Origin of the sequence: Glaciimonas soli (genome assembly GCF_009497155.1) — a bacterium.
Lineage (GTDB): Bacteria > Pseudomonadota > Gammaproteobacteria > Burkholderiales > Burkholderiaceae_D > Glaciimonas > Glaciimonas soli.
In genome coordinates, this window is the sequence record NZ_WINI01000003.1 from 30,847 (window position 1) to 57,406 (window position 26,560).

The 26,560-nt window shown below is 48.6% G+C and carries 26 protein-coding genes and 1 riboswitch; of the genes, 15 read left to right on the forward strand and 11 right to left on the reverse strand.

Translation table 11 applies throughout. The features are described from left to right. Positions 1-74: 74 nt before the first annotated feature. From metF to metK, 5 genes are all read right to left on the reverse strand, one after another. Positions 75-923 (reverse strand): methylenetetrahydrofolate reductase [NAD(P)H], encoded by an 849-nt coding sequence (metF, locus tag GEV47_RS06250; RefSeq protein ID WP_322741570.1) that lies wholly within the window; start codon positions 921-923, stop codon positions 75-77. A 117-nt stretch (positions 924-1,040) separates the two neighbouring features. Further along, entirely contained in the window at positions 1,041-1,388 is a 348-nt protein-coding gene (locus tag GEV47_RS06255; RefSeq protein ID WP_153233891.1) for a phage holin family protein, read from the reverse strand. Positions 1,389-1,474: 86 nt separating this feature from the next. After that, positions 1,475-2,905 (reverse strand): adenosylhomocysteinase, encoded by a 1,431-nt coding sequence (ahcY, locus tag GEV47_RS06260; RefSeq protein ID WP_153233892.1) that lies wholly within the window; start codon positions 2,903-2,905, stop codon positions 1,475-1,477. Positions 2,906-2,930: 25 nt separating this feature from the next. After that, positions 2,931-3,017, reverse strand: a riboswitch (S-adenosyl-L-homocysteine riboswitch). 56 nt (positions 3,018-3,073) lie between these two features. Continuing rightward, positions 3,074-4,162: an AI-2E family transporter gene (locus GEV47_RS06265; protein ID WP_153233893.1), complete on the reverse strand. Its 1,089-nt coding sequence runs from the start codon at positions 4,160-4,162 to the stop codon at positions 3,074-3,076. 140 nt (positions 4,163-4,302) lie between these two features. Further along, the gene (gene metK / locus GEV47_RS06270; RefSeq protein WP_153233894.1) at positions 4,303-5,463 is read right to left on the reverse strand and encodes a methionine adenosyltransferase; all 1,161 of its coding nucleotides are present in this window, start codon (positions 5,461-5,463) and stop codon (positions 4,303-4,305) included. Between the two features lie 215 nt (positions 5,464-5,678). On the opposite strand from metK, the gene GEV47_RS06275 reads away from it, so the two are divergent. From GEV47_RS06275 to dapF, 3 genes are read left to right on the forward strand one after another with little or no spacing between them, the layout of a single operon-like run. After that, the gene (locus GEV47_RS06275; protein WP_153233895.1) at positions 5,679-6,542 is read left to right on the forward strand and encodes a lysophospholipid acyltransferase family protein; all 864 of its coding nucleotides are present in this window, start codon (positions 5,679-5,681) and stop codon (positions 6,540-6,542) included. After that, a complete protein-coding gene (locus tag GEV47_RS06280; protein WP_153233896.1) occupies positions 6,543-7,415 on the forward strand; it encodes an LpxL/LpxP family acyltransferase in 873 nt (290 codons plus the stop codon). 42 nt (positions 7,416-7,457) lie between these two features. Further along, positions 7,458-8,324, forward strand: coding sequence for a diaminopimelate epimerase (dapF, locus tag GEV47_RS06285; protein ID WP_153233897.1), 867 nt, complete (start codon positions 7,458-7,460; stop codon positions 8,322-8,324). A gap of 233 nt (positions 8,325-8,557) precedes the next feature. Here dapF and GEV47_RS06290 read toward each other — a convergent pair whose 3' ends face one another. Further along, a complete protein-coding gene (locus GEV47_RS06290) occupies positions 8,558-10,222 on the reverse strand; it encodes a tetratricopeptide repeat protein (RefSeq protein ID WP_153233898.1) in 1,665 nt (554 codons plus the stop codon). 54 nt (positions 10,223-10,276) lie between these two features. On the opposite strand from GEV47_RS06290, the gene GEV47_RS06295 reads away from it, so the two are divergent. From GEV47_RS06295 to hslU, 10 genes are all read left to right on the forward strand, one after another. Then, on the forward strand, positions 10,277-10,693 hold the full coding sequence (locus GEV47_RS06295; protein WP_153233899.1) for a hypothetical protein: 417 nt from the start codon (positions 10,277-10,279) through the stop codon (positions 10,691-10,693). A gap of 139 nt (positions 10,694-10,832) precedes the next feature. After that, positions 10,833-12,023, forward strand: coding sequence for a porin (locus GEV47_RS06300; protein WP_153233900.1), 1,191 nt, complete (start codon positions 10,833-10,835; stop codon positions 12,021-12,023). A gap of 203 nt (positions 12,024-12,226) precedes the next feature. Continuing rightward, positions 12,227-12,904, forward strand: coding sequence for a DUF484 family protein (locus tag GEV47_RS06305; protein WP_153233901.1), 678 nt, complete (start codon positions 12,227-12,229; stop codon positions 12,902-12,904). Positions 12,905-13,025: 121 nt separating this feature from the next. After that, on the forward strand, positions 13,026-13,973 hold the full coding sequence (locus tag GEV47_RS06310; protein WP_153234254.1) for a tyrosine recombinase XerC: 948 nt from the start codon (positions 13,026-13,028) through the stop codon (positions 13,971-13,973). A 265-nt stretch (positions 13,974-14,238) separates the two neighbouring features. Further along, positions 14,239-14,835 carry a Fur family transcriptional regulator gene (locus GEV47_RS06315; RefSeq protein WP_153233902.1) on the forward strand — a complete coding sequence of 199 codons (597 nt, stop codon included), beginning with the start codon at positions 14,239-14,241 and terminating at the stop codon, positions 14,833-14,835. A 56-nt stretch (positions 14,836-14,891) separates the two neighbouring features. After that, complete coding sequence (locus tag GEV47_RS06320) at positions 14,892-15,944, forward strand: CobW family GTP-binding protein (RefSeq protein ID WP_153233903.1); 1,053 nt, start codon at positions 14,892-14,894, stop codon at positions 15,942-15,944. A 323-nt stretch (positions 15,945-16,267) separates the two neighbouring features. Further along, complete coding sequence (gene dksA, locus GEV47_RS06325) at positions 16,268-16,717, forward strand: RNA polymerase-binding protein DksA (RefSeq protein WP_322741572.1); 450 nt, start codon at positions 16,268-16,270, stop codon at positions 16,715-16,717. Positions 16,718-17,144: 427 nt separating this feature from the next. After that, on the forward strand, positions 17,145-18,557 hold the full coding sequence (locus GEV47_RS19780) for an STAS domain-containing protein (RefSeq protein ID WP_153233904.1): 1,413 nt from the start codon (positions 17,145-17,147) through the stop codon (positions 18,555-18,557). A gap of 227 nt (positions 18,558-18,784) precedes the next feature. Further along, positions 18,785-19,321, forward strand: coding sequence for an ATP-dependent protease subunit HslV (hslV, locus tag GEV47_RS06335; protein WP_153233905.1), 537 nt, complete (start codon positions 18,785-18,787; stop codon positions 19,319-19,321). Between the two features lie 78 nt (positions 19,322-19,399). After that, a complete protein-coding gene (hslU, locus tag GEV47_RS06340; protein WP_153233906.1) occupies positions 19,400-20,755 on the forward strand; it encodes an ATP-dependent protease ATPase subunit HslU in 1,356 nt (451 codons plus the stop codon). A 71-nt stretch (positions 20,756-20,826) separates the two neighbouring features. Here the strand turns inward: hslU and GEV47_RS06345 are convergent, their stop codons facing one another. The 5 genes from GEV47_RS06345 to GEV47_RS06365 all read right to left on the reverse strand — a co-directional run bounded on the left by GEV47_RS06345 (position 20,827) and on the right by GEV47_RS06365 (position 23,902). Beyond that, entirely contained in the window at positions 20,827-21,846 is a 1,020-nt protein-coding gene (locus GEV47_RS06345) for an NAD(P)H-dependent glycerol-3-phosphate dehydrogenase (protein ID WP_153234256.1), read from the reverse strand. Positions 21,847-22,005: 159 nt separating this feature from the next. Then, positions 22,006-22,461 carry an SH3 domain-containing protein gene (locus GEV47_RS06350; RefSeq protein WP_153233907.1) on the reverse strand — a complete coding sequence of 152 codons (456 nt, stop codon included), beginning with the start codon at positions 22,459-22,461 and terminating at the stop codon, positions 22,006-22,008. Positions 22,462-22,559: 98 nt separating this feature from the next. Beyond that, positions 22,560-23,078, reverse strand: a complete 519-nt coding sequence (gene secB, locus GEV47_RS06355; protein WP_153233908.1) for a protein-export chaperone SecB — start codon at positions 23,076-23,078, stop codon at positions 22,560-22,562. A gap of 105 nt (positions 23,079-23,183) precedes the next feature. Beyond that, positions 23,184-23,459: a glutaredoxin 3 gene (gene grxC, locus GEV47_RS06360; RefSeq protein ID WP_153233909.1), complete on the reverse strand. Its 276-nt coding sequence runs from the start codon at positions 23,457-23,459 to the stop codon at positions 23,184-23,186. Then, positions 23,456-23,902 carry a rhodanese-like domain-containing protein gene (locus GEV47_RS06365; RefSeq protein ID WP_322741573.1) on the reverse strand — a complete coding sequence of 149 codons (447 nt, stop codon included), beginning with the start codon at positions 23,900-23,902 and terminating at the stop codon, positions 23,456-23,458. The genes grxC and GEV47_RS06365 overlap by 4 nt, the downstream gene beginning before the upstream one ends. 325 nt (positions 23,903-24,227) lie before the next feature. On the opposite strand from GEV47_RS06365, the gene gpmA reads away from it, so the two are divergent. Beyond that, positions 24,228-24,977, forward strand: coding sequence for a 2,3-diphosphoglycerate-dependent phosphoglycerate mutase (gene gpmA / locus GEV47_RS06370; RefSeq protein ID WP_153233910.1), 750 nt, complete (start codon positions 24,228-24,230; stop codon positions 24,975-24,977). Then, positions 24,977-26,557, forward strand: a complete 1,581-nt coding sequence (locus GEV47_RS06375) for a murein hydrolase activator EnvC family protein (protein ID WP_153233911.1) — start codon at positions 24,977-24,979, stop codon at positions 26,555-26,557. The genes gpmA and GEV47_RS06375 overlap by 1 nt, the downstream gene beginning before the upstream one ends. Positions 26,558-26,560 lie beyond the last annotated feature (3 nt).

The window sequence follows — 26,560 nt, forward strand, 5'->3', positions numbered from 1 at the left end:
CCATCCAGATCGCACTTAGACTTCTTCCAAAGCCGTAGCCCCTGCTAAAGCTGAGACTAGATTCCGAACGAAGTCTATTTCAGGCGCTGCCAGATTGCCGTAGTCGCAGCTGAATTATTCAATGTATAAAAATGCAGTCCCGGAGCACCACCAGCAAGCAAACGTTCGCACATCTGTGTGACCACATCAAGGCCAAACGCACGTATTGAATCAGTGTCATCGCCGTATGACGCTAACTTGAGACGGACCCAACGCGGGATTTCCGCGCCACACATATCGGAGAATCGCATCAACTGCGAACAGTTGGTGATCGGCATAATCCCGGCAATCACCGGTACCGTTGCGCCTAATCTTTGCGCCTCATCAACAAAACGGAAATAGGCATCCGAATTGTAAAAGTACTGTGTGATCGCGCCATCTGCACCGGCTTTTACTTTAGCGACAAAACGCTGAACATCATCTTGCGGCGACTTCGCTTGTGGATGCATTTCTGGATAAGCGGCCACTTCGATATGAAACCAGTCACCGGTTTCTGCGCGAATAAATTCAACTAATTCATTGGCATAACGAAATTCACCCGAAGAGAAATCCATGGCGCCATAACCGCTTGGCAAATCACCGCGTAACGCTACCAGGCGTTTGATGCCATTATCTTTGTATTGCGTCAGTATCTCCCGCAATGACGCACGCGAACTGCCAAGACAAGACAAATGCGGCGCGACGTCGTGACCTTCACGACGAATATCGAGCACGGTATCGAGTGTACCTTTTTGTGTGGAGCCACCGGCACCAAACGTGACCGAAAAATAACTCGGATGCAGTTCCGCCAATTTAGCGCGTGTTACCCGCAACTTCTCAACGCCTTCGGGTGTCTTTGGCGGGAAAAACTCTATGCTGAAATTTTTTTGTTTGGTTTGCTTCACTTTGATATCTCTCGTTTTCAGGACTTACACAAAATTGTTCCAGCGGGTTTACCGTTCTCTATCGACCAAGGTAGTTCCTGGGAGATATAAGCCAGCTGGAACAGTTTTTAGCGTGTCCTATTTTTTTCTTTGCAATAACGTTGTTAAAGCCCACGAAATGATGCTGTACACAATGGCGCCACCAATCGCAGACCAAAAGCCCATGACGTGAAAACCGCTGACCAGTTTGGTGACAAACCAGAACATCAAACCATTCAACACGAAGATGAACAAACCCAGCGTCAGCACTGTTACTGGCAACGTCAAAATCATCAGAATCGGCCGTATCAAACTATTGACCAGGCCCAGTATCAACGCTGCAATCAAGGCTGTTGCTACGCTATCGACAGTCACGGACTGCATCAGATACGGAACGGCAAATAGTGCTGCTGCATTAATCAGCCACGTAATCAACAAAGAAGGCATGGTGTTCTTTCTAATCTAGATTAATTTAGGAGCCCCTCTCCGACCTGCGAATACAGGGCTCCAAAGATGAGGAAAATCCTCAAATATTAATAGCGATAGTGATCTGGCTTGTACGGACCAATTTGCTTCACACCGATATAAGCAGCTTGCTCTTCAGTCAATGTGCTCAATTGCGCATTGAGTTTTTTCAACTGCAAGCGTGCTACTTTTTCATCCAAATGCTTCGGCAATGTATACACGCCGATTGGATAAGCTTTCGTGTTTGCATACAATTCGATCTGCGCAATCGTTTGATTGGCAAACGACGAGCTCATCACATACGATGGATGGCCAGTGCCACAACCCAGATTGACCAAACGACCTTCAGCCAACAAGATAATGCGTTTGCCATCAGGGAAAATGATGTGATCGACTTGCGGCTTGATGTTTTCCCATTCGTATTGTTTGAGCGCGGCGACTTCGATTTCATTGTCGAAGTGACCGATGTTGCAGACAATCGCCTGGTCTTTCATCTTGGCCATGTGCGCGTGCGTGATGACGTGATAATTGCCTGTACAAGTGACAAAAATATCGCCATGCTCTGCCGCGTAATCCATCGTGACAACGCGGAATCCTTCCATCGCAGCCTGTAACGCACAGATAGGATCAACTTCCGTTACCCATACTTGCGCAGACAAAGCACGCATGGCTTGTGCCGAACCTTTACCAACATCACCGTAACCGGCGATGACGGCAACTTTACCGGCGATCATCACGTCCGTTGCACGTTTGATGCCATCGACCAGCGACTCACGGCAGCCATACAGATTATCGAATTTGGATTTAGTCACTGAATCATTGACGTTAATCGCAGGGAAAGCCAGTTTGCCTTCTTTGTGCATTTGATATAAACGATGCACGCCAGTAGTGGTTTCTTCGGTCACGCCTTTGATTTGTACCAAGCGCGATGAATACCAATCAGGAGAAGTCGCCAGTTTTTTCCTGATCGAATTGAACAGGCAAATTTCTTCTTCTGAAGTCGGGTTGTTTAATACCGACCCATCTTTTTCTGCGCGAGTGCCGAGATGCAGCAACAAAGTCGCATCGCCACCATCATCAAGAATCATATTTGCTTGCGCATTCTTCTCGTCGCCTGGCCATTCAAAAATGCGGTGTGTGAATTCCCAGTAATCGTCCAGCGATTCACCTTTGAATGCAAATACTGGCGTACCTGCAGCAGCAATCGCCGCAGCAGCATGATCTTGAGTGGAATAGATATTGCAAGATGCCCAACGCACTTTGGCGCCCAACGCTTCCAGTGTTTGAATCAACACGGCAGTCTGGATGGTCATATGAATGGAACCGGTGATACGCGCACCTTTGAGCGGTTGCGCAGCGGCGAATTCTTCGCGGATCGCCATCAGCCCTGGCATTTCGGTTTCAGCAATGCGGATTTCTTTGTCGCCCCAGCTTGATAAGCTGATATCGGCAACGTGGTAGTCTTTAGTAGTAGAAGAGTTCATTACAGCGGCGTTCATCACGCCCTCCTTTCGTTGGAAAAAAGTAACGTGAGCGCAGTTGCAAAATACCTCAGTACCAAGCCTGGCAAAATGGGCTCGTACCCATTCCGTCGCAGCGCTCCTTGGCGTGAAGACGTTATTTTAAATCAAAAATCCTGAGCATTCTTATGAGTATTCGCCCGAGTATTAAACCCAGCCCATTTCATGCAACTCGCTTTTGATATACGCATAATAAATCGGCGCAGCGATCACCCCCGGCACACCAAATGCCGCTTCAGCTAACAACATCGCCGTGAGCAATTCCCAACTGCGCGCATTAATTTGCGAACCGACAATACGCGCATTCAGAAAATATTCGAACTTGTGTATGACAATCAGAAATACCAGCGCTGCGATAGCTACATACAGCGACACTGACAAGGCAATCAGCACTATCACTGTATTGGAAATCAAGTTACCAATAACTGGCAATAAACCCGCCAGAAAAGTGACGACAACCATGGTTTTAGTCAACGGTAAATGCAAGCCCAGTAAAGGCAGTATCACCATCAAGAAAATCGCGGTAAACACGGTATTAAGCAGCGATATTTTGATCTGTGCAAAAACGATGCGATGAAAAGCATCCGCCAGCAGTCTTATTCTTTCTAGCAATTCGCCCGCTAATGGCTGCAATATCGGCATGGGATGTGCCGCATTAAGTGCCACCATTGCGCCCAATATCATCCCGACCAAAATATGAATAAAGATCTGGACTGCCTCTTTGCCTGCCAGCGTTAACGCACCACTATGTGACTGCATCCAGTCGCTCAGCATTTGCTGGGTATCCGCGATGTCGTCCGGCAGATAATCCTTCAATAACGCGGGAACCTGCGCACGCGCCTGATTGATCACCTCCATTAACTTTGTCTGTATCACCAGAATGCGATCCGGGCCACCGTGAAAGAAAGCGACGATGCCAAGTATCGCTGCTGTCAGCAGACCAATCACCACTGCCGACAATAGGACAACCGAAATCAAATGCGCGCGTTCACTCGTGAGTCGCTTTTGCACCAGTGGCGTCAAACTGCGTACTAGCTCAAAGACTAGCAAGCCGGCTAATAATGCGGACACCAAATGTAATGTCATCACCAGCAACAAACCAACCAACGCAAGCGCCCAGGCAACGATTTTGAACGATGAGGCGGTACGCAAAACCGGACGCTGATGCGTTAACAATGGCAATGGTGAGTCAACTTGGGGATTTACGTGCGGAGTGGATGAAGCGGATGGGGTCATAGTGTTTTCTGACTAGGCATGAAAAACGTACAAAAATATAGAGGGCACAACATGCCGCGCCCAAACTCCAATTGCCCATCAACATATCATTACGCGTATCACTGCGGGTACGAATATCCCCCGCAGTGCACTACAACTAATTACAAAGCTGCACTTCTGAGAGCTGCGGCCTTGTCGGTGCGCTCCCAGCTGAACTCAGGTTCTTCACGGCCAAAGTGACCATATGCAGCTGTTTTTTCATAAATAGGACGCAGCAAATCCAGCATTTGTACGATGCCTTTTGGACGCAGATCGAAATGTTCCAACACCAGTTGTGCCAGTTTTTCATCGCTGATTTTACCAGTGCCGAAAGTAGTCACCATCACGGAAGTCGGTTTCGCAATACCAATTGCATACGACACCTGAATCTGGCAGCGCGTGGCCAAACCAGCTGCGACGATATTTTTGGCGACATAACGACCAGCGTACGCGGCTGAACGATCCACCTTGGATGGATCTTTACCTGAGAACGCACCGCCACCGTGTGGCGCTGCGCCACCGTAAGTATCAACAATGATTTTACGGCCAGTCAAGCCGCAATCGCCTTGCGGTCCACCGATCACGAAACGACCAGTCGGGTTAATCAAATAGCGGGTATTTTTCAACCATTCTTTTGGTACCACTGGTTTGATGATTTCTTCGATAGCAGCTTCTTCAATCGCACTGTGTTGCATCTCTGGCGCGTGTTGTGTCGACAAAACAATAGTGTCAATTGCGACAGGTACACCATCGACATATTTCAATGTAACTTGTGATTTTGCATCGGGACGTAGCCATGGCAAACGGCCATCTTTGCGCAATTGAGATTGACGCTCAACGATGCGATGGGCGTAATAAATTGCAGCAGGCATCAATTCCGGCGTTTCATCGCAAGCGTAACCAAACATCAATCCCTGGTCACCCGCACCTTGATCTAAATCCAGACCTTTGCCTTCATCTACACCTTGTGCGATGTCGGGGGATTGTTTGTCATAAGCGACCAGCACGGCGCAGCTTTTGTAATCAATCCCATAGTCGGCATTGTCGTAGCCAATACGTTTGATGGTTTCGCGAGCGACGTTGATGTAATCGACGTTTGCATGTGTTGTAACTTCCCCAGCCAATACAACCAGGCCAGTATTGACTAAAGTTTCGGCAGCAACACGTGCTTTGGGGTCTTGTGTGAAAATAGCATCCAGAATCGCATCAGAGATTTGATCGGCGACTTTGTCTGGATGACCTTCCGAAACGGATTCAGAAGTGAAGAGATATTCGTGTGCCATGACAGGCTCCTAAGTAAAAATAAAGCGGTGACCATATGCCGCAGTCCTGTACTTTGGTGCCTGCGACGCTTTAGCGAAATTTGTATACCGCTTCGCAAGTTGTCTATTAACTCGGCGGGTACTTCTTGTGCATTGACATACCTTCATCAATCCAGCAATGTGCTATTTTACGCCTCTTACTGGTTTTCAGCAAAATTACTCACGTTTTCCTCCCCATGCTTGTTACATTATTCAGACTTTTAGCCCTCCTCCCCTTGCCTATTTTGCATGCTATTGGCGCTATTATTGGCTGGTTGGTTTATTTACTATCGCCGTCTTATCGCCGTAAATTAAAAGATAATGTGCAGCGCGCTGGCTACCAAGGACATCTATCGCAGGCAATCCGCGAATCCGGCAAAAGCATGTTTGAATTACCATTTGTCTGGTGCGCGCCGCCAGATAAAGTCTTACGTACCGCCACTATCGAAAACTGGGAATTGGCACAAACGGCCTTGGATGCCAAAACAGGTGTGATTTTTTTGACACCACATCTTGGTTGTTTTGAAATTATCGCGCAAGCTATCGCCACCAAAACACCACTTACTGCACTATATAGACCACCACGCAAAGCGGCACTGAAACCGTTAATCGAAGGTGCGCGCGCACGTCATAATTTGCTATTGGCGCCGGCAAATCTGAGTGGGGTTCGCGCTTTATTAAAGGCATTGAAAAAAGGGCAAGCCATCGGCTTGCTACCGGATCAAGTACCGCAAAACGGGGAAGGCGTTTGGGCTGATTTTTTTGGCAAGCCGGCTTACACCATGACCTTGTCGGCCAAACTTCAGCAAATGAGTGGCGCACCTATCATTCTTTCGTACGCAGAGCGACTCTCATTCGGCCGCGGCTTCGTGATTCGTTTTGTGCCATTTGAAGAAGCGCTCGGCGACACGCCAGAACAACAGGCACATGCCATCAATATCGCGATGGAAAAACTGATTGCACGCTGCCCGTCGCAATATATCTGGAGCTACAACCGTTACAAAACTCCGCCTGGAGTGAGTGCCCCACCGCCATCAGCTGACGCGAAGGACGCCATATAAATGAGAGCATTGATTTTTTTGTTATGGCTTACTCACTGGTTGCCGCTATGGATACTCGGACCGATTGGTGAAGCACTGGGCTCACTATTATTCCTTATCATGAAACCGCGTCGCCATATCACGCTCACCAATCTGCGACTATGCTTTCCCGATATGCCAGAAGCAGAACGCATTGCGCTGGCACGCCGTCACTTCCAAGCCTATTCGCGCAGCGCGCTGGAGCGTAGCGTATTGTGGTGGGCCTCTGAAAAGCGACTGAAGCGCTTGATTAAAATTGAGTCTGATTTACCTTTAGATACCATCCAATCGAAGCCAACTATTTTGTTGTGCCCACATTTTGTTTGCCTGGAAATCCCGGGTATTGCGCTAGTGCTTAATTCACCACTGTCTATTTGTACGATTTATTCGCGCCAACAGGATCCTATCGTTGATGAAGCTTTACTCAAAGGCCGGTCACGCTTTCGTCCAGTGAAATTATTTACGCGCGAACAAGGAGTTAAACCGATTATCCGCGCCATGCGCGAAGGCTTCCCATTCATTATGTTGCCGGATATGGATTTTGGAACGAAAGACGCTGAATTCGTGCCGTTTTTTGGCATTCCTGCCGCGACACTAACTGCAACTGCCAGAATCGCCGCCGCGACCCGTGCCAATGTGGTGCCGATGATTGCAACTTTTTTGCCGCGCTACCAAGGCTGGAGCGTAAAGTTTTACCCCGCATGGGAAAACTATCCGGGCGACGACATCACCGAGGCAACGCGCCGCATGAATGCATTTATTGAAGAACGCGTACTGGAAGCACCAGCCGAATATTTTTGGGCGCATAAACGTTTTAAAACACGACCAAACGGCGAACCCAGTTTCTACGAATAATGCGCAAATAATCTTAGCTACGATTTACTTTACAATACTTCCATGAAACTCAAATTTACAAAAATGCATGGCGCCGGCAATGATTTCGTTGTTATTGACGCCGTCAATCAACACATTAACTTCACTCCTGCACAGTGGAAGGCGTTGGGCGATCGCCGCTTTGGCATTGGCGCCGATCAAATGCTGGTAGTCGAAAAATCACATACCGATGGCGTGGATTTTCGCTATCGCATTTATAACGCCGATGGCGGTGAAGTTGAACAATGTGGGAATGGGTCGCGTGCGTTCGTTAAATTCGTGGTCGACAAAGGCTTGACGACCAAACGCGCAATCAAAGTAGAAACTATGTGCGGCATCATCGAACCTGTACTGGAAAGCGATGGCAGCATCACCGTCGATATGGGGTTGGCTATCCTGGCACCTGATCAAGTACCGTTTGACAGCTCACAGTTATCTGGTGAAATTCAAGGAGCTGACACTCTGTGGCCGCTGGAAATTCATGGAAGACGCACGCTGTTTTCCGTCGTCTCCATGGGAAATCCGCACGCTGTACAAGTAGTTGATGATGTAGATACTGCACCAGTGTTAATAGATGGACCTGCCATCGAGCATCATCCGCGCTTTCCTAAACGCGTCAACGCTGGCTTCATGCAAATCGTAGATCGCCATCAGATTAAATTGCGCGTCTTCGAGCGCGGAGCTGGAGAAACATTAGCGTGTGGCACCGGTGCTTGTGCTGCAGTAGTGGCAGGCATTCGACGCGGTTTATTAGACACGCCTGTCAAAGTCGATACCCGTGGCGGACAGTTATCGATTGCGTGGGAAGGCAATGGCAACGCCGTCAAACTTAGCGGACCTGCGGTGACTGTGTTTGAGGGCGAGATCGATATGGATAATCTCACCAATTAAACAAAATTTTGACATTAAAAACGAGAGCCGGGTTGCACAACCGGGTTATCGCTGCTAAGTGATCCAACGTAATCAATTTTAAAAATCCGTCATTCCCGCGGACGCGGGAATCCATGTCAAACGTAAGATGGATCCCCGCGTTCGCGGGGACGACGCAGATTGGATTGAGGTCATTTTCATTAAACTGATTACGCTGCCTTACTTAATACCTAATGCGAATGGCCTGACCGGCTTCACGCTGCCGCAAGCTCCAAATCATCATCCGCCTTAGGCAATGCCGCTTTGAAACGATAGACGCGTTGCCGATAATTTCCTTCCGGACCATTCGGACCACAATCAACATCCTCAAACAAACGCACTATCCTATCCAGGGATTGGCGCTGCTCGCCAGTCTCAATCAACACCAAACGACGTTTGCTGCGCGCATAGTCAGCACGAATATCGACCACCAGACAATGACCACGATCAGCTTGATTCAAATCTAGCAACAAGGCTTCCGGTCGACTCAAACCGAATAACACCGCCAATTCAATACGTGCGGTCAGAAATGGATAGGAGTTAATCAACTCTCTGGACAGCTGCTGCTTTGCATTCAAAGCCCAAGCCATCGCTTCTGGATAATCGGCGATTTTTTCCAATAACACTTGCGCCTCTTCTCTGCCTTGGGCGGCCGATTTTTGCAGCCAATAGACCGCTTGCACGTCATTGTTCAATTTTTCACGACGATTGCGCCAGGCGCTGACACCACACTCTAACTGTGCTGTGCTGTGTCCCATTTCTGCTGCGTGCTCCAGATGACGCAGCATATCCACCAGATTCCGCTGCGAAAATTCAGACTTAAGATAAATTTGCGATAAGGCATACCAGGCATCGGCCGAACCGCGCTCGCCTGCCGCAGTGAGCCAACGAATGGCTTTTTTGTAATTAGCCGAACCCGTACCGACCGTAGTACGCTCCCCATTAATATCCATGCGGGCGTACCACAAACCCAAGGTCAATTGCGCCACCTTGTCATCTGCGGTTGCAGCCAACTCCAAAAATTGCTGCATTTCATTCAGATCGGCATCAGCATCAGCTATCGCCATCAGTGCTTGCGCACAGCGCGTCAGCAGCAATAACTGCTCGCTACTCAACTGCCGTGCCAGCGCATCCGATGGCGTGTGCAACTGCAACAAACTAGCACTATATTGCTGCATGACCGTACGCGCCAAAGGTAAAGCACGCGCAAGAAAAACAGACATATCCTCGTCATCCCAGGAAATTTGCGCCAACGAGTACTGGGCTTGCATCACACCCGCATTGGCTGCGCGTGCGGTCCATTCCAATGTTGAACCGCCATCACTGCCAATGCCATCACCCTGTTCTTTAGGTGCTGCGAAATGATCAACCTCGTGTCCATCGTCTGCCAGATGATCAAGTTTAGGTGTCGCCTTAGCATCATCCAATTTGCTTGAGTATTGCGCCAGTAGCCATTGCGCCTCGGCGATTCCGGCATGCGCAGCAGCAGCCAATGCCTTCATTGCTTTTTCACGAAACGCTTTCAGTGCCGGACGTTGATGCACATGACTATGAACCAGCGCATTGCAATTTAAGACCAACTGCGCCAGCACTAATCCAGCCTGCATGACCCCAGCATCGAAAGCGCGCTCATACCAGGTGCATAAATCCAAAGGATTGCTGGCACCGCGGGCGATCTCTAAGGGTATATGGCTACCGATCATGATCCACGCCTCAGCCTCTTGCTGCTGTGCCGCGCGATCCAGCCAATGCAAGGCGGTCGGCAAACTCTGTGGCAAACCATTGCCGCCGAACAGATAACGCTTACCTAACGCAAGCTGCGCCGCTCCTTGACCTGCACGAGCCGCGCGAATAATTGCCAAATCTTCTCGTTTAGCCATAAATACCCGTATATAAAAGCGTAAATTCTCATCAAGAGAGCATCAATTTTGTATTTGACTGCTATTTTAGATAAAGTTCGCATCTTTTACACAACACCGCATATTTTTTTGCTGCAATGCAAGGCAAACGACAATGCTTCATTTAATGCAACAAAAATACAGTGCCCGTTTCGACCAAAGACCACTGCATTAACCATTTTTTTTACAAATAGCGATCTGCATGCTCGCTACAATAGTCGGCATGTAAATGTCGCCATCAGCGCAAACGCAATATATGCACGTGCAGCATCTAAAGTACTTTACGACAACCAGAACAAAGATCGTGCACGAGATTTCGCCGCATTTTTACGGCTTGGAACCACATACAAAACACCAATTCATGGCTTTATTAATAATGTTTTTTCAAAAGAACGCGAATTAGCTACCCTGATCAAACATTCGTTTAGTGTCACTAAAATACAACATATTTAGTAATCCCTCCTCATTTCGACCAATTAATAGTCCCACAGCATACCAAACCGACAGCATAGACAGCGGGACCCCTTAATGTTCATACATCCGACAGATGTACGGATCCTTAAGGCAGTTTTCTAAAATTAAAGGACGTCAAATGAAGAAATCACTAATCGCACTGGCAGTACTAGGCGCAGTTGCAGGTGCAGCACAAGCTCAAAGCTCAGTTACTATCTACGGCCTGATCGACGAAGGCGTTACTTTCTCAAACAACGTTGCTACTGGTAACGTTAACTCACCAACCGGCGGTAAAGTTGGTTTGACTTCTGGCGTTATTCAAGGCTCACGTCTTGGTTTCAAAGGCGTTGAAGATTTGGGTAATGGCTTGAAAGCAGTATTCCAATTGGAAGCTGGCTTCAAAGCTAATACTGGCGCATTAAACGGCGGCAACAGCAACAACAACAGCAACGGCCTGTTCAATCGTAAATCGGTTGTTGGTTTGTCTAGCGACACTGCTGGTACTGTATTGTTGGGTCGTCAAACTGACCTGTTGGATGATATCGGTTCATACACATCAGTTAAAGATTTCGGTAACGTAGTTGGCACAGCGCATGCGCTAGATCGTACTGAAGGCGTTCGTACACAAAATTCGATTCGCTATAACTCACCTAACTTCAGCGGTTTCACTGCTAGCGCAATCTACGGCTTCGGCGGTCAAGCTGGTAGCACAACAGCTGGTCAATCGTTCGGCTTGGGTGGTATCTACGCTAACGGTCCATTGGCTGCATTCGTTTCTTACTACCAATCAAAAGTTGGCACTCCTAACGCAACCGGTGTTACTGGTAGTGACGTAGCTATCGGCAGCTACCCTCTGTCAGGCTTGTTAGAAACTGGCGATACAGCACTGAAAACATTCACACTGGGTGCTAGCTACCAAGCTGGTCCAGCACGTTTGTACGGTAACTGGTCACGTAGCACGAATCAATCGATCAATTTCGCTACTACTGCCGGCGACGTCTACATCCCACGTCTGAAATTAGACATGTTTGAATTGGGTACTGACTACGCTCTGACAGCACCTTTGCATTTGTTGGCTAGTGTTCAATACGGTCAAGCAACTATCGGTTCGTCAGACAATGGTAAAGGTAAATTGACTCAATTCAACTTGGGTACTGATTACTGGTTGTCGAAGCGTACTGACGTGTACGGTTTCGTGTCATACCAACAAACTAAAAACGGCTACGGCAGCGTTTTAGGTACTGGCATATTTGACCCATCTGTCTACAACACATCGACAGGCGATGCTAACCAAACTTCAGTTAGCGTTGGTATCCGTCACAAGTTCTAATTTAAGTTAATCGGCAGCGTGGTAACACGGTGTTGATTACTGAACTAGAAATAAAAAAGGCTCGCATGAGAAATCATGCGAGCCTTTTTCTATTGGGCACCCTTGATTTCCATTCTTGACAGGGTTTGTCATAGTGGTTGTCATTAAGTGCAATAGCAGCGATACTTCAGCTCAACCGTCAATCTTGTCACTCACAACACATCATGAACAACCATCTGGAATCTGATAGCGTCGCGCAATATCTGATCGAAACACCGCATTTTTTTGAAGAACACGCGGAGTTGCTGGGGAAAATCAAATTAACCAGCCCCTTGCTCGGTCGCGCTATTTCGCTGCAAGAGCGGCAAATGGAAGTGTTGCGTGAAAAAATTAAAGTTCAGGATTTACGTTTGGCCGAGATGATGCGCCACGCACACGAAAACGATGGCATTGCCGACAAGCTGCAAACATGGTCGCGCAGTCTGCTACAAACGCACCAAACTGCCGATATGCCTCAAGTCCTGATTGCTGGACTGCAAACCATCTTCGCGGTGCCACAAGCAACCTTGCGTATCTGGGACGTTGCCTCGGAGTTTGAGCACATTCGCTTTGCAGAAGCAGTATCAAGTGATTCTAAAATTTTCGCGAGCGGGCTAAGTGCGCCGTTTTGCGGCAGCAATAATGATTTTGAGGCAGCATCATGGCTGGATCAACCAACAGAAATCCGGTCAATTGCGATGCTACCGTTGCGTACAGCCAATGCGACGTTTGGCTTATTGGTGCTTGGCTCTCCTGATAGCGAACGATTTACGTCAGACATGGCAACCGATTTTCTCAGTAAATTAGGCGAAACCGCCAGTGCTGCATTATCTGGCTTACTGCCGCTTAGTTCGCCAACTTAATATCCACTTAGCCATCATCACTAGCATCGACGACACCGTGAGCAATCCAGATCAAGATCAAATCGCCGCATCATGCGACGGTTTGATTCGTCATTATCTGCAATTTCTCTCGACTCAGCGCATGCTATCCAAACACACCACCGGCAACTATGCTCGCGATCTCGCTGAACTGCTGACATTGAGCCAAAGTCTTTGGAGTAACGCTCCCGAATTACCGCAAAAAACGCAACAAAATTTCAGCAATCTTACCCATGCGCACGTGCGTAAATTTGCTATGCAACTGCATTCGCGTGGTTTAAGTAGCCGGTCGATTGCCCGCAAACTTTCTGCCTGGCGCGGCTTTTTCGAATGGCTGACATCACAAACTCCTCTCGCCAGCAATCCGGTCGATGGCGTAAAGGCACCAAAACGTGCCAAGCCACTACCCAAAGCGCTTGCCACCGATGATGCTGTACGCCTGGTCGCCAATGCAAATCCCAGCACCGGAAGCAATACGACTCTTACCCTCTGCAATCATGCAATGTTCGAGTTACTGTACTCCAGCGGCTTACGGGTATCTGAACTGGCCGCGCTTGATGTTCAGTTTATTAAACAGTCCGGTTATACGTCTACCGGTTGGGTAGATCTGGATGCGGCCGAAGTACAAGTGACCGGGAAAGGCAACAAAGTACGCATTGTTCCAGTTGGTGAGTTAGCGATAGCCGCCATTCGCGATTGGCTTGCAGTACGTGCCAACTTGCTAAAAAACGACATTGCCGACGAGGCTAAAAACGCGCATGCGCTCTTTCTCAGCGAACGAGGGACGCGTGTATCATCTCGTGTAATCCAACTGCGGCTAAATACACATGCGCAAGCCCTGGGTATGCCGACGCATGTTCATCCGCATGTTTTACGCCATTCATTTGCCTCACATATGCTGCAAGGTTCTGGTGATTTGCGCGCGGTGCAAGAAATGCTTGGCCACAGTTCGATAACATCAACCCAAATTTACACATCCCTCGATTTCCAGCGATTGGCGCAGGTGTACGATGCGGCACACCCGCGCGCCAAGAAAATCACTGAAAAATAACCTGCTCTTCAACTCCCTGCACGCCAGAACTTCCACAAAAGCAGCACATCAGTGATTTTTTGCTCCAAAACTGCGAATCTCCGTTAGGAAAAATTTAATTCCAAAGGTCGCTACACCAGCATCGCTCTCATTGCCACCATCGTCAAAAGATCGTGAACAAAGAATCACTGACGCACTACTTTTGCGGAAGCCGCCACACCCAAGAATATGCAACTCAATTGCATTTGAGGCATAATGAGCCTTTCATCACTGCAGCACCGTCAGCATGAGCGCAAATGCCAAACATAGCACCAACAGCACTGTAGCAAGCGCTCCAGCGCACTTATCAGCCTCTGCGGAAGCACAATTACGCCTGGCATCCGTGCGCATCACCAGCGCTCGCGTGAAAGTGTTGGCGGCCTTGTTAGATGCTCGTTGCGCCGTATCGCATCAAGATATGCAGGACCGTTTTGTCGATATGGACAGGGTTACTCTTTACCGTGCCTTAGATTGCCTGACCGACGCCGGCTTAGCACATAAAATTGCTGGTGATGATCGCGTGTTTCTATACAGTGCTGGCGCCGAATTTGCCGCCGATGGCGACAGCCATCCAGCACTCCATGCACAACATCAACACGGTCACTTCAAATGTACACGCTGTGCAAAAGTGTTTTGTCTTGATGGCAGCAGTGATGCCGGCTTTCTAGGTGATGTTTTGACGCCCGTCCATAGCACCCAGACAGGCGCATCCTCACCTCCTCCGTCACCAGCTACCTTGCGCCAGCATTTGCAACAAGCGCTGCAAGATACCCTGGGCAAGGGATTTGAAGGCCACGATATAGAATTGACTATCAAAGGCTGGTGCGCCGATTGCGCACATTGACTCACAATAAGTCTGCCGCTCTTTACTTCCTTTCATTTTAAAATCCAAACACACTCATGGCACTGATTCCCACTACCATTCTGACCGGCTTTCTTGGCGCAGGAAAAACCACCCTGCTCAATCGCATTCTGCAACAACCTCACGGCCACAAAATTGCCGTTATCGAAAATGAATTTGGCCAGGAAAATATTGATAATGAAATCTTGGTACAGGACAGTACCGAGCAAATTATCGAAATGAATAACGGTTGTATTTGCTGTACGGTGCGCGGGGATTTGATCGTTGCGCTCAGCACGCTGGCACGTCGTCGTGACGCAGGTGAGCTGACATTTGACCATGTCATTATTGAGACCACCGGCATGGCCAATCCGGGCCCAGTGGCGCAGACCTTCTTCGTTGATGACGAAGTTGCCAGCCACTACATGCTTGATGCCATTGTCACCGTGGTCGATGCCAAACACGCCATGCAGCAATTGGATCAACAAGAAGAAGCGCAACGGCAAGTTGGCTTTGCAGACAAATTGCTATTGTCCAAAACTGATCTGGTCAATGCTGAAGAAATTGCCACATTAAAGACCCGTTTGACGCACATCAATCCGCGCGCAACCATTGTGCGATTGGACCCTGACAACACGCCAATAGACGAAATTCTCGACATCCGTGGTTTTAACCTGAATGCAAAATTAGAAATTGACCCCGATTTTTTAGCTGCGGAAGAAGCGCATGCTGACCATGATCACAGCGACGAACATTGCGATCACCCATCACATCAACACGATCATCACCACGACCACCATCACGCACACCATGCTGACGATATCGCTGCCTTTGTTTTCAAAAGCGAGCGACCGTTTAATACAGCGAAGCTTGATGAGTTTCTCGGCGGCATCGTCCAAGTATATGGCCCTCGCATGCTACGTTACAAAGGTGTATTGTTAATGGAAGGCGCGGATCGCAAGGTGGTATTTCAAGGTGTTCATCAGATTATGGGCACGGATGTTGGGGCAAAATGGGGTGAGCATGAAACGCCAGGCAGTAAAATGGTCTTCATCGGCAAGCACCTGCCCAAAGACATCTTTATTCGCGGTTTAGAGCAATGTCTGGTATAAAGTATGGCGTTTTTGTAGTCGATAGAAGGAAATTTCCTGAGTGATATCTTAAGCATTAAAAATCAGTTCGGAGGTTTCCTTGTTTTGAGATACCTTAATGACAAACCTGTTGTAAAATCGCAGGCCAATAACGTGATCCAAGCAACAACTATACGGTAACAAAAAGAATAGTTGACTATAGCCAAGATGCAAAGCAAGCTATTAAGAAAATGCATTCCACGCCCCTATCCGGCATCAGCAATAACAACGTTTAAGTTGTTCAATTGTGCAAATGGCCGGATTAACGGATATTTTTAAAATACGTCGTATTGAAAGTAAGCGAAGTGGCTACCAAAACAACCAAAACAACTCCTGCTGTCCCTGCCCTCCCGTTAACCGAAGAGCAAATCCTGAAGATGGACGACAAGGACTACATGAACGAGGCGCAATTAGCCTTCTTCAAAGCGCGCCTGGAGCATCTGCGAAAAGATCTGCAAAAAAATGCGGATGAAACCACTGAGCATCTGCGTGAAACCGTTTTGGTTCCAGATCCCGCAGATCGGGCCACGATTGAAGAAGAGCATGCGCTGGAATTGCGTACACGTGATCGCGAACGCAAACTACTGAAAAAAGTAGAGCAATCCATTGCAGCGATTGATGCTGGCGATTACGGCTGGTGCGAAGAAACCGGCGAACCTATCGGCATTCCACGTTTGTTGGCACGGCCTACCGCGACCCTGTCGCTGGAAGCGCAGCAACGACGCGAATTAAAGCAGAAGTTATACGGGGATTAATCTCTTCTGCCTCTCAGCTACCAATATCTGCTTAGCCTAAAGTTACGCTGCACAAAGTAAGGCTAAGCAGCATATCTCTTTATTTTTCCAAACGTTACACTATCTGTCGCACCAACCGGGTCGGCTTGCTTCATGGCGCCTTGAATTCATGCGGCCATCATCTTTATATCTACTGTTACAACATTTATGCATAATTTATAGTCGTTTAATTACTATAATTGCGTTGTGGCATGTTACTCTATAGAAATGCACTATCGTGCTTTTCGTGCGTGCCATTCCAGCATTTCTAATATGCAGTCAGAACTTAAATGTTCACCAGAACATGCTCTAGTTAACAGCACCGCTGTATAGTTTCGCTGTATAGCTTATTTAGGCTTAGTTTTGGAATTTAGCACCGATCGCCAACCACAAAGACATTAGGATTAACGTGGGGATTTTCTCGCTTTTTGGTAAGAACAATCGCTTGAGCAGTGATGCGCCTGCAACGACGCCTAACACTACTCGCGACGACACCGTCCGCGCTGAGACATTGTCTCGCCCCGTGCAGCAACGTAACACACGTGATCACAACGATGCTGGCAATACCACCATCCAGACTGCCACAGCATCAACGAGCATGAAAATTGATGCGATCGAGTCGGAGATGTCCTCGGAATTCATGTATCTGTCTGCCGCCAATAGCAGCGTATTAGGCAACTCGACCAAAATCGGCAATACAAATGATATAAATTTGGAAGCTACGCATGTCACTATCCCCATGCAATATGCCTCCAAGAAGTCTAAAGCTGAATCAAGCGATCTAAATACTCAGGGCAATCCAATCGAAGTTACTGTTTCCGAAACACTAGCCGTAATTGAAGAGGCAGCGGTACTTTTTGCCAATCAACAAACTGAGATTGCTGAACATTTATTGTGCCAAGCAGTTGAAGACGATGACCTCGGCAACTCTGCTCACACCGTATGGTCGATGCTGCTAGACATCTATCAAATCAGCGGCAAGCAGCAAGAATTTGAAGATCTATCCGTCGCGTACGCCAACAAATTCGCGTCCTCTCCTCCCGCATGGAACGACCAGCTCAGCATAGTCTCGACCTCCCAAAAGAAGGGTGACGCCGGATCAACGCCGGCAGTCTCATTCTCTGGAAAACTCGACGCGAGTATCACCAAGCAACTTGAGCGCGTACAAAAACTTAGCCTGACTAACACTGTATTAAAACTCGAGTTTACCCGCATCCAATCCGTTGATTCCATCGGCTGCGGTTTGCTTCTGCGTACACTGCAGCGCCTGCAAAAATTAGGGCTGGAACTAGTCCTCGTCGGCGCGGCCGATCTGGCCAAAAAGATTCAAGCCATCTTGCAAGTTGGACGGCGAGACGAAACAGCAACACCGTGGTTATTATTGCTAGAATTGCATGCAATGTTAAATCAGGAACTCGCTTTCGAAGACACGAGCATTGATTACAGCATCACTTTTGAAGTGTCGCCTCCCCCATTTGTACCTCCAGTTACCAAAATCACCGCCGAACAAAATACCGATAGCAAAAATGAAAACACCGTTTCAGGTGGCTATATGGCATTACCAGTTGTGATTGAGGGCCATCCTGGCGAATTGCTGACGCAAATCCAGACTTACGCCAATCTGCAACAACCGGCGATCATTGATTGCTCACGTCTGGCGCGCGTTGACTTCAGCGCTGCCGGGCAGTTGTTAAATGGTTTGCTGCTGCTAAGCAGCGAGGGAAAGCACATCGAATTTCATCATGTTAATCATTTGGTCATCGCTTTATTTAAAGTGATGGGAATGCAAGACATTGTTCGTATTTACCCGCGCAAAAGCTAAAGCGCACTTGCTGACATCAACACGCCGCCGAGATTATATTTTCAATAATTTTGCATTGATGTTAACTTGATACGGCCCTCACCCACCTCCTCTTAAATTCAAAAAATCACCGCTTGCAATCAAGCTCGCTGCCCCCATTTTTGTGAGAACATCGGGTTAAACCGATCAGTAACCACATCTGAGCACGCTCGATTTTCGGGCAACGCATGTTTTTTGAGGTAAGCAAAATGGAACAATTTCACGGCACTACCATTCTTTCTGTGCGACGCGGAAACATCGTAGCACTGGGCGGTGATGGTCAAGTCACGCTGGGCAATGTAGTGATGAAAGGAACCGCACGCAAAGTGCGCAAACTTTATCAAGGTAAAGTTTTGGTCGGCTTCGCTGGTGGCACTGCCGATGCTTTCACTCTGCTCGATTTGTTTGAAGCCAAATTAGAGAAACACCAAGGCCATCTGATGCGCGCGTCAGTCGACTTAGCCAAAGAATGGCGCACTGATCGTATGTTACGTCGTCTGGAAGCCATGTTACTGGTCGCAGATCGCGATAGCACTCTGGTTATTACCGGCAATGGCGATGTGTTGGAACCAACTGACGGCATCGGTGCCATCGGCTCCGGCGGCACTTTCGCTCAGTCAGCGGCTAAAGCATTGCAAGAAAATACCGATTTATCGCCAGCAGACATTGTCAAGAAATCGTTGGTGATCGCTGGCGAACTTTGCATTTACACCAATTTGTCGCACATCATTGAGACCTTGGATTAAGCCCGGGCATCACGGCCGACCTCTCATTTTCTCGATCATTTTGATGTGATCGGTTGCACACTTACAGAAGCTAACATCATGAACATGACACCCCAAGAGATTGTTTCCGAACTCGATAAACACGTAGTTGGTCAGGATAGGGCAAAACGTGCTGTCGCCATCGCCCTGCGTAATCGCTGGCGCCGGCAGCAGGTCGCAGAGCCGCTGCGCCACGAAATCACCCCTAAAAACATTTTGATGATAGGCCCGACCGGCGTCGGAAAAACCGAGATTGCTCGCCGTCTGGCCAAACTTGCGGATGCGCCTTTTATCAAAGTCGAGGCGACCAAATTCACAGAAGTCGGCTACGTTGGCCGTGATGTTGAAACCATCATCCGCGATTTGATCGACATCGGCATTAAACAAACCCGCGAATCGGAAATGCGCAAAGTACGCACTCGTGCAGAAGATGCCGCTGAAGATCGCGTACTGGATATTTTGCTGCCGCCGGCACGTGATTTCGGCTTTCATCCAGAACAAAATGAAATCGCGCCTCAAGGCAGCGAAAGCAAAGATAGCAACACCCGCCAAACTTTCCGCAAACGCCTGCGCGAAGGCTCGTTGGATGATAAAGAAATTGAAATCGAAATTGCCGAAGCCAGTGCGCAAATGGAAATCATGGCGCCACCGGGCATGGAAGAAATGACTGAGCAAATCAAATCCATGTTTTCTGGCATGGGTAATCAGCGCAAGAAAAGCCGCAAAATCAAAATCAAGGAAGCGCTCAAGCATTTGATTGAGGAAGAAGCCGGCAAACTGCTTAACGAAGATGAATTGAAACAAAAAGCCATTTTCAACGTAGAGCAAAATGGCATCGTTTTCCTCGATGAAATCGACAAAATTGCGACGCGCTCGCAAAATAGCGGCGGTGCCGATGTTTCGCGCGCTGGCGTACAGCGTGATTTGCTACCGTTGGTTGAAGGTACGACTGTCAGTACCAAATACGGCATGATCAAAACCGACCACATTTTATTCATCGCATCCGGTGCGTTCCATCTGGCCAAACCATCGGATTTGATTCCTGAACTGCAGGGTCGTTTTCCGATTCGCGTAGAACTGGAATCACTATCGATTGCTGACTTTGAACGTATCCTGACCAGCACCGATGCATGCCTCACCACGCAATACGAAGCTTTGCTGGCGACTGAAGATGTGAAGCTGGAGTTCACGCCTGAAGGCATTAAACGTCTGGCGGAAATCGCTTATTCAGTCAATGAAAAAACTGAAAACATTGGGGCACGACGACTGCATACAGTGATGGAAAAAATGCTGGAAGAAATTTCTTTTGCGGCGACCAATACCACCGAAACGACACTTAAAATCGATGGCGCTTATGTCGATCAACGACTCGGCAGTTTAGCGGTGAATGAAGACTTATCGCGTTACGTTCTGTAAATCAACGCAAAGTAGGATGGGTCGCCATTGGGTGACTCATGCGGCGATACCCATCCTATATCCAAAACCATTTACGCCGATTCCCCACGAGGATCACGCGCCAATAAATTCTCTACCATCGTCCGTGGTGCAACGCCATCAAACAAAACGCCAGCCACCGCTTGGGTAATCGGCATCTCAATTTGATACTGTTGCGCTAATCTGCGTACCGCCGCTGCGCAACGCACACCTTCGGCAACATGGCCTAACTCAGCGACTACGGTATCCAAACTTTTACCTTGCGCCAAACCCAAGCCGACTTTTCGGTTACGTGACAAATCACCGGTGCAGGTGAGTATCAAATCGCCCATCCCCGACAAACCCATAAAAGTTTCGCTGCGCCCGCCGAGTGCAATACCGAGGCGTGTAATTTCCGCCAGGCCACGTGTGATCAATGCAGCGCGTGCATTCAATCCCAACCCAAGGCCATCGGCAACTCCCGTTGCAATCGCCAAAATGTTTTTAACCGCACCGCCAACCTCGACCCCCACCATATCATCGGTCGAATAGACGCGAATCTGGCCGCCATGCACCGCCGATACCACGCATTGCGACAACGCCGCAGAATCGGTTGCAATAGCCAATGCGCAAGGCAAACCACGCGCAACTTCCTGTGCAAATGAGGGACCGGAAAGCGCGCCGACAGGAATGGTCTTTCCTAATACTTCATCGACAATTTGATGCGGCAATAAACCGGTTTCTTCTTCAAACCCTTTACACAGCCACACGATATTGGGGATAGCCGAACCACGTAGTTGCTGCGCCAAAGAACGCAATCCGGCAACCGACGACGCAACAATCAATAAATTACTTTCGACTTTCCCGGATTGCAATGTGGCGCCACTGATGTGGCCAACAGCTTGCTCAAAGTCGGCGGTCAAGCGCAACGTATCGGGTAGTGCAAAACCGGGCAAAGCTGCATTTTCACGCTGTTTTGCAGCAGCTGCCATCGCCGCTTGATTACGCCCCCAGAGCACAACATGATGGCGTGGTGCCAATGCAATCGCTAGCGCGGTTCCCCATGCACCTGCACCGAGTATGGTGATGTTCATTGCTGTCATTATGTTCAGTTCTGCAAAAAGAAAATGACGACAACCATATCATGATTGTCGTCATTTTCGATAATGATACGATGTTGTTAAGACAGTACTTTAGGTATGGCAAAGAGGACTCGCTCTGCTGGAGCAGCTTTACGTACGTCCTATATTAATTTAGCCACCCCACACGTCGACTGCTTTAACATAACCAGTCTGCCCATCGCGATGGCGTACTTTATACCAGCCTGACGTCGTCGGCTCAACCAGTTCAAGCAACACGCCTTTGTCAGCGGTAAACACCGGGCTTGCGCTGTCGTTTGGACTACTGCGAATTTTTGCGTTACTTACCCTAACCTGGACATTATGCCTGTTGTCCAAAGCTTTCGACTGCACCCAGGACAAATCTCCACTGGCATCACGTACTTTAGTCCACTCGCCATAAGTCAATACCACTTCGACCGGCATGCCACGCGGCGCAACAAAAACGCGACGCCCTTTTTCCGAAGGGGCATCATACAAAATCACTGGCGATGCACCAACCGTTTTGTAATCGAGCGCATGCGCTACGCCAACCAAACCCATGCTTGCCAAAACTAGCGCCAAGGCCGCACTTATGCGTACAAATTTCATTCGAATCAACTCCGGTTACTACGTCACGCTGCTCAGACTACTTTCGCCTGAACAGCGTGCTCACGCGATGCGCGCAAATGGTTCCAACGGACGATTAATTAGTTAATCGCTTGGCTACCTTCAACTTTGACGCTGTCTTTACTACCTTGTTGCTCTGCCATCGCCTGCAAACGCTGTTGGTAGAACACTTCGAAGTTGATTTCAGCCAAATGGATAGGAGGGAAACCTGCACGTGTAATCACGTCAGCGATATTGGCACGCAGGTATGGATACACGATATTCGGACAGCCGATACCCAACAGTGGATCAAGCTGCTCTGCCGGAATGTTGCGCACTTCGAAAATACCAGCTTGTTTACCTTCAACCAGAAAAGCGACTTTATCTTTCACTTTAGCTGTCACAGTAATTGTCACCGTCGATTCAAAAATGCCTTCAGCCAATGCTTCGGCACCGACATCAACAGCAACTTCGATTTGCGGAGCATCTTGTTCCAGGAAAACACCTGGAGAATTTGGTTGCTCTAACGACATATCTTTAAGATAAACGCGCTGAATCTGAAACACAGGCTGTTGATCAGCCGCAGCGTTGTCTTCTGTTTTTTTAATTTCTTCTGCCATAAAACTCTTTCGGTAAATTTTTTAAATCAATAGTGTGCTGCGAGCTGCATACTATCCATGAACTTAATCGGTGACGCAAGAAATATCAGCGGCCGATGGATGATCTCAAGAACCTTGCAACATAGGCAATAATTTACCGCTATGATCAAGTGCACTCAAATCATCAAAACCACCGACATGCGTGTCACCAATATAAATTTGCGGAACGGTGCGGCGGCCGGTTTTTTCCATCATTTCGTTGCGCTGTTGCGGATCAAGGTCAATACGCACTTTTTCGATATTTTCCACGCCACGCGATTTCAATAACCGCTCGGCCTGAATGCAATATGGGCAGACAGCAGTGCTGTACATTAAGACGCGCGGGGTACCATTTTCGCTCATGCTTTCACCTTATTTCCGGTCTTGTTTTCGACTTTACTTTCTTTGCTGATCGTCGGCAGACCTTGAGTTTGCCAGGCTGCCATACCGCCTTCCAGGTTATATACCTGCTCGAAGCCGGCGGCTGACAACTGGGAAGTTGCCTTAGCCGATTGCACGCCAGTCTGGCAAACGACAATCACGTTTTTTGCTTTAAATTTATCGATTTCGACCAGACGCTGCGCCAAATCCTTTAGCGGGATGTTTTTTGCATCCAACAAATGGGCGGCAGCAAAACTATCCGCATCACGCACATCAAGCACCAACGACTTGCCTTGGTTAATTAATTGTGTTGCTTGCAATGTTGTCACTTTGTTGCCTCGCCCACGTAACATGGGAAATAACAATGCGCCACCTGACAAAACAACCAATCCGAGTAAAAAAATATTATCAATCAAGAATTTCACAGTAATCCAATGGTTTTAGTTAACCTCAGCATTATAAAATAGAAGCTGGGCAGAAGCTGTAAAGTGTCTAACTTACATTTACCGTATTATTCTGGACTTCTGCAAAATTGTCCCGGCAACGCGTTTACTAAACCTTGTTGACGATATTTCCGGTACGGTAGTCATTCCGTTGTCGGGGCGATTTTGCAGAAAGCGACTTTCCTGTTTAGGATTTACGTAAAATTGTCCCCTCAAAGCGTATCGAGCGCCCGCAGTACGGTTGTGCTGCGCAGTTGGGGGAGGTTTTACGTAAATCCTATTTTTATCACTCTTGTTGGTCCACACTATGTATAAACTTGTTTTAATGCGCCACGGCGAATCTACCTGGAATCTGGCTAATCGTTTCACTGGCTGGGTCGATGTTGACCTGACCGATAAAGGCATCGCCGAAGCAAAGCAAGCTGGCCAACTGCTCAAAGCTGCTGGTTTGACTTTTGATCTGGCTTACACCTCCGTACTTAAACGAGCCATTCGTACGCTCTGGGGCACGCTAGACGAGATGGATTTGATGTGGCTGCCGGTAAAACACGATTGGCGTTTGAATGAACGTCACTATGGTGCATTGCAAGGACTGAACAAAGCCGAAACTGCCGCCCAATATGGCGATGACCAAGTCAAGATATGGCGCCGCAGTTACGATACGCCACCACCAGAATTAGATGCAAACGATCCACGCACTTCCTATGACGATCCGCGTTACGCACATCTGGAACGCCAACAAATCCCACTCACTGAATGCCTGAAAGATACAGTGGACCGCGTAACCCCGGCGTGGAATGACAGCATTGCACCAGCGATCAAGAGTGGCAAACGCGTCATTATTTCTGCTCACGGTAATAGCTTGCGCGCGCTCATCAAGATGCTCGACAACATCAGCGATACAGATATCGTCGGTCTCAATATCCCTAATGGTCAGCCATTGGTCTATGAACTCGATGCCAATCTAAAGCCGATCAAGAGCTATTATTTAGGCAATCAAACTGCCATTGCCAGCGCCATGAGCGCCGTCGCTAATCAGGGGGAAAGCAAGGCCTGATGAAGCGACTTCATTTGAAGCACCGCGCCCTTTCCTCGCCTGCAAGCGCGGGCGGGGTGACAGGCGCATGGCGTGCGCCTGTCTTGACGCTTCTGCTTGCACTCATATTCACGGCAGCTCCTGGCGTTCATGCGGCAGCAAAAATCACCGAGCGCAGCAAGCAAAAGCAAGCTGCAGAAAACGCTCGTGCCGATTTGAGCCAGAAACTGCAAGCCCTCAAGCGCGACATCAATCAAACTGAAACCGAAAAAGACAGCGCTGAAGATGCGTTAGCTGATTCGGAAGCGGCGATCTCGGATGCCAATCGCTCGTTACGCGATTTGAGCGACGAACAAAAGCAGACGCAAACCAAGCTGGCACAACTATCAAAGAAGCACGACGAATTAAGCCAGACCGTTAAAGCACAACAAACGCAAATGGCGACTTTGCTGCGACAACAATACGTTGCTGGCAATGAGGATCGCATCAAACTGTTACTTTCTGGCGATAATCCCAACCGGATTAATCGCGAGTTACAGTACATGGGTTATGTCTCCCAAGCCCAAGCCAAATTAATTGAGGCCTTACGCGCCAGCATACAAGCGGTCGAAGCGAATCAGACCGATATGCGCAACGCCCAGGATGATCTGGATGAAATCGCACAAGATCAGCGTGATCAGAAAAGTAAGCTGGAAACAGAGAAAAACAAACACGCTACGCTACTGACTCAGCTCTCGAGCAAGCTAGTCGCGCAACGCAAAGAAGTTGGCAAAACGGAACGTGATGATCAGCGACTGGCTGGGTTGGTCGATAAACTCGGTCAATTAATCGAGGATCAAAAGAAAATCGACGCCGCCAACCGAGAAAAGCAGCGTCAAGCACAATTGGCAAAAGCACAAGCAGCTCAGGCAGCACGGGCCGCGCAAGCAGCAGCGCGCGCAGAACAAGCTGCACGTGCGCTGGAAAAACAACGTCAGCGTGCAACCAATGCAGCTAAGTCCACTCCAACTGTAAATAATCCACAACCCCCGAGCACCTTCCATCCAGACCCAATTGATGACGATCAGCCGCCACCAGCGTTAGCACAAACACCAGCACCGGCAGCATCAACTGTGGCGCCCGAACCTGCGTCAGTCACCGCTGCCGCGCCTTTGGAACGTAATGAAATAACGCCGGAAGCTAGTCCAGACGTGGCTTACGGCCGTTCGTTTGCCTCTTTAAAAGGTCAATTGCGGCTGCCGGTAAAAGGTGAATTGATGAACCGTTTTGGCAGTTCGCGGGGTGATGGCCCGCCTTCCAAGGGCTTATTCATCCGCGCGCCAGAGGGGGCAGAAGTCAAATCCATCGCCGCTGGCAGAGTTGTTTTTGCAGATTGGTTGCGTGGATTCGGAAACTTGATCATTATTGATCATGGGAATCAATATTTAACGATTTATGGCAATAATCAGTCGCTGTTGAAGCGACCTGGGGACGTCGTAAAGCCGGGTGATGTCATTGCCAGTGCCGGCAACAGCGGCGGCAATGAGCAATCCGGTTTATACTTCGAGATTCGGCATCAAGGCCGTGCGTTCGACCCAATCGGTTGGGTAACTACTAGGTGAAAC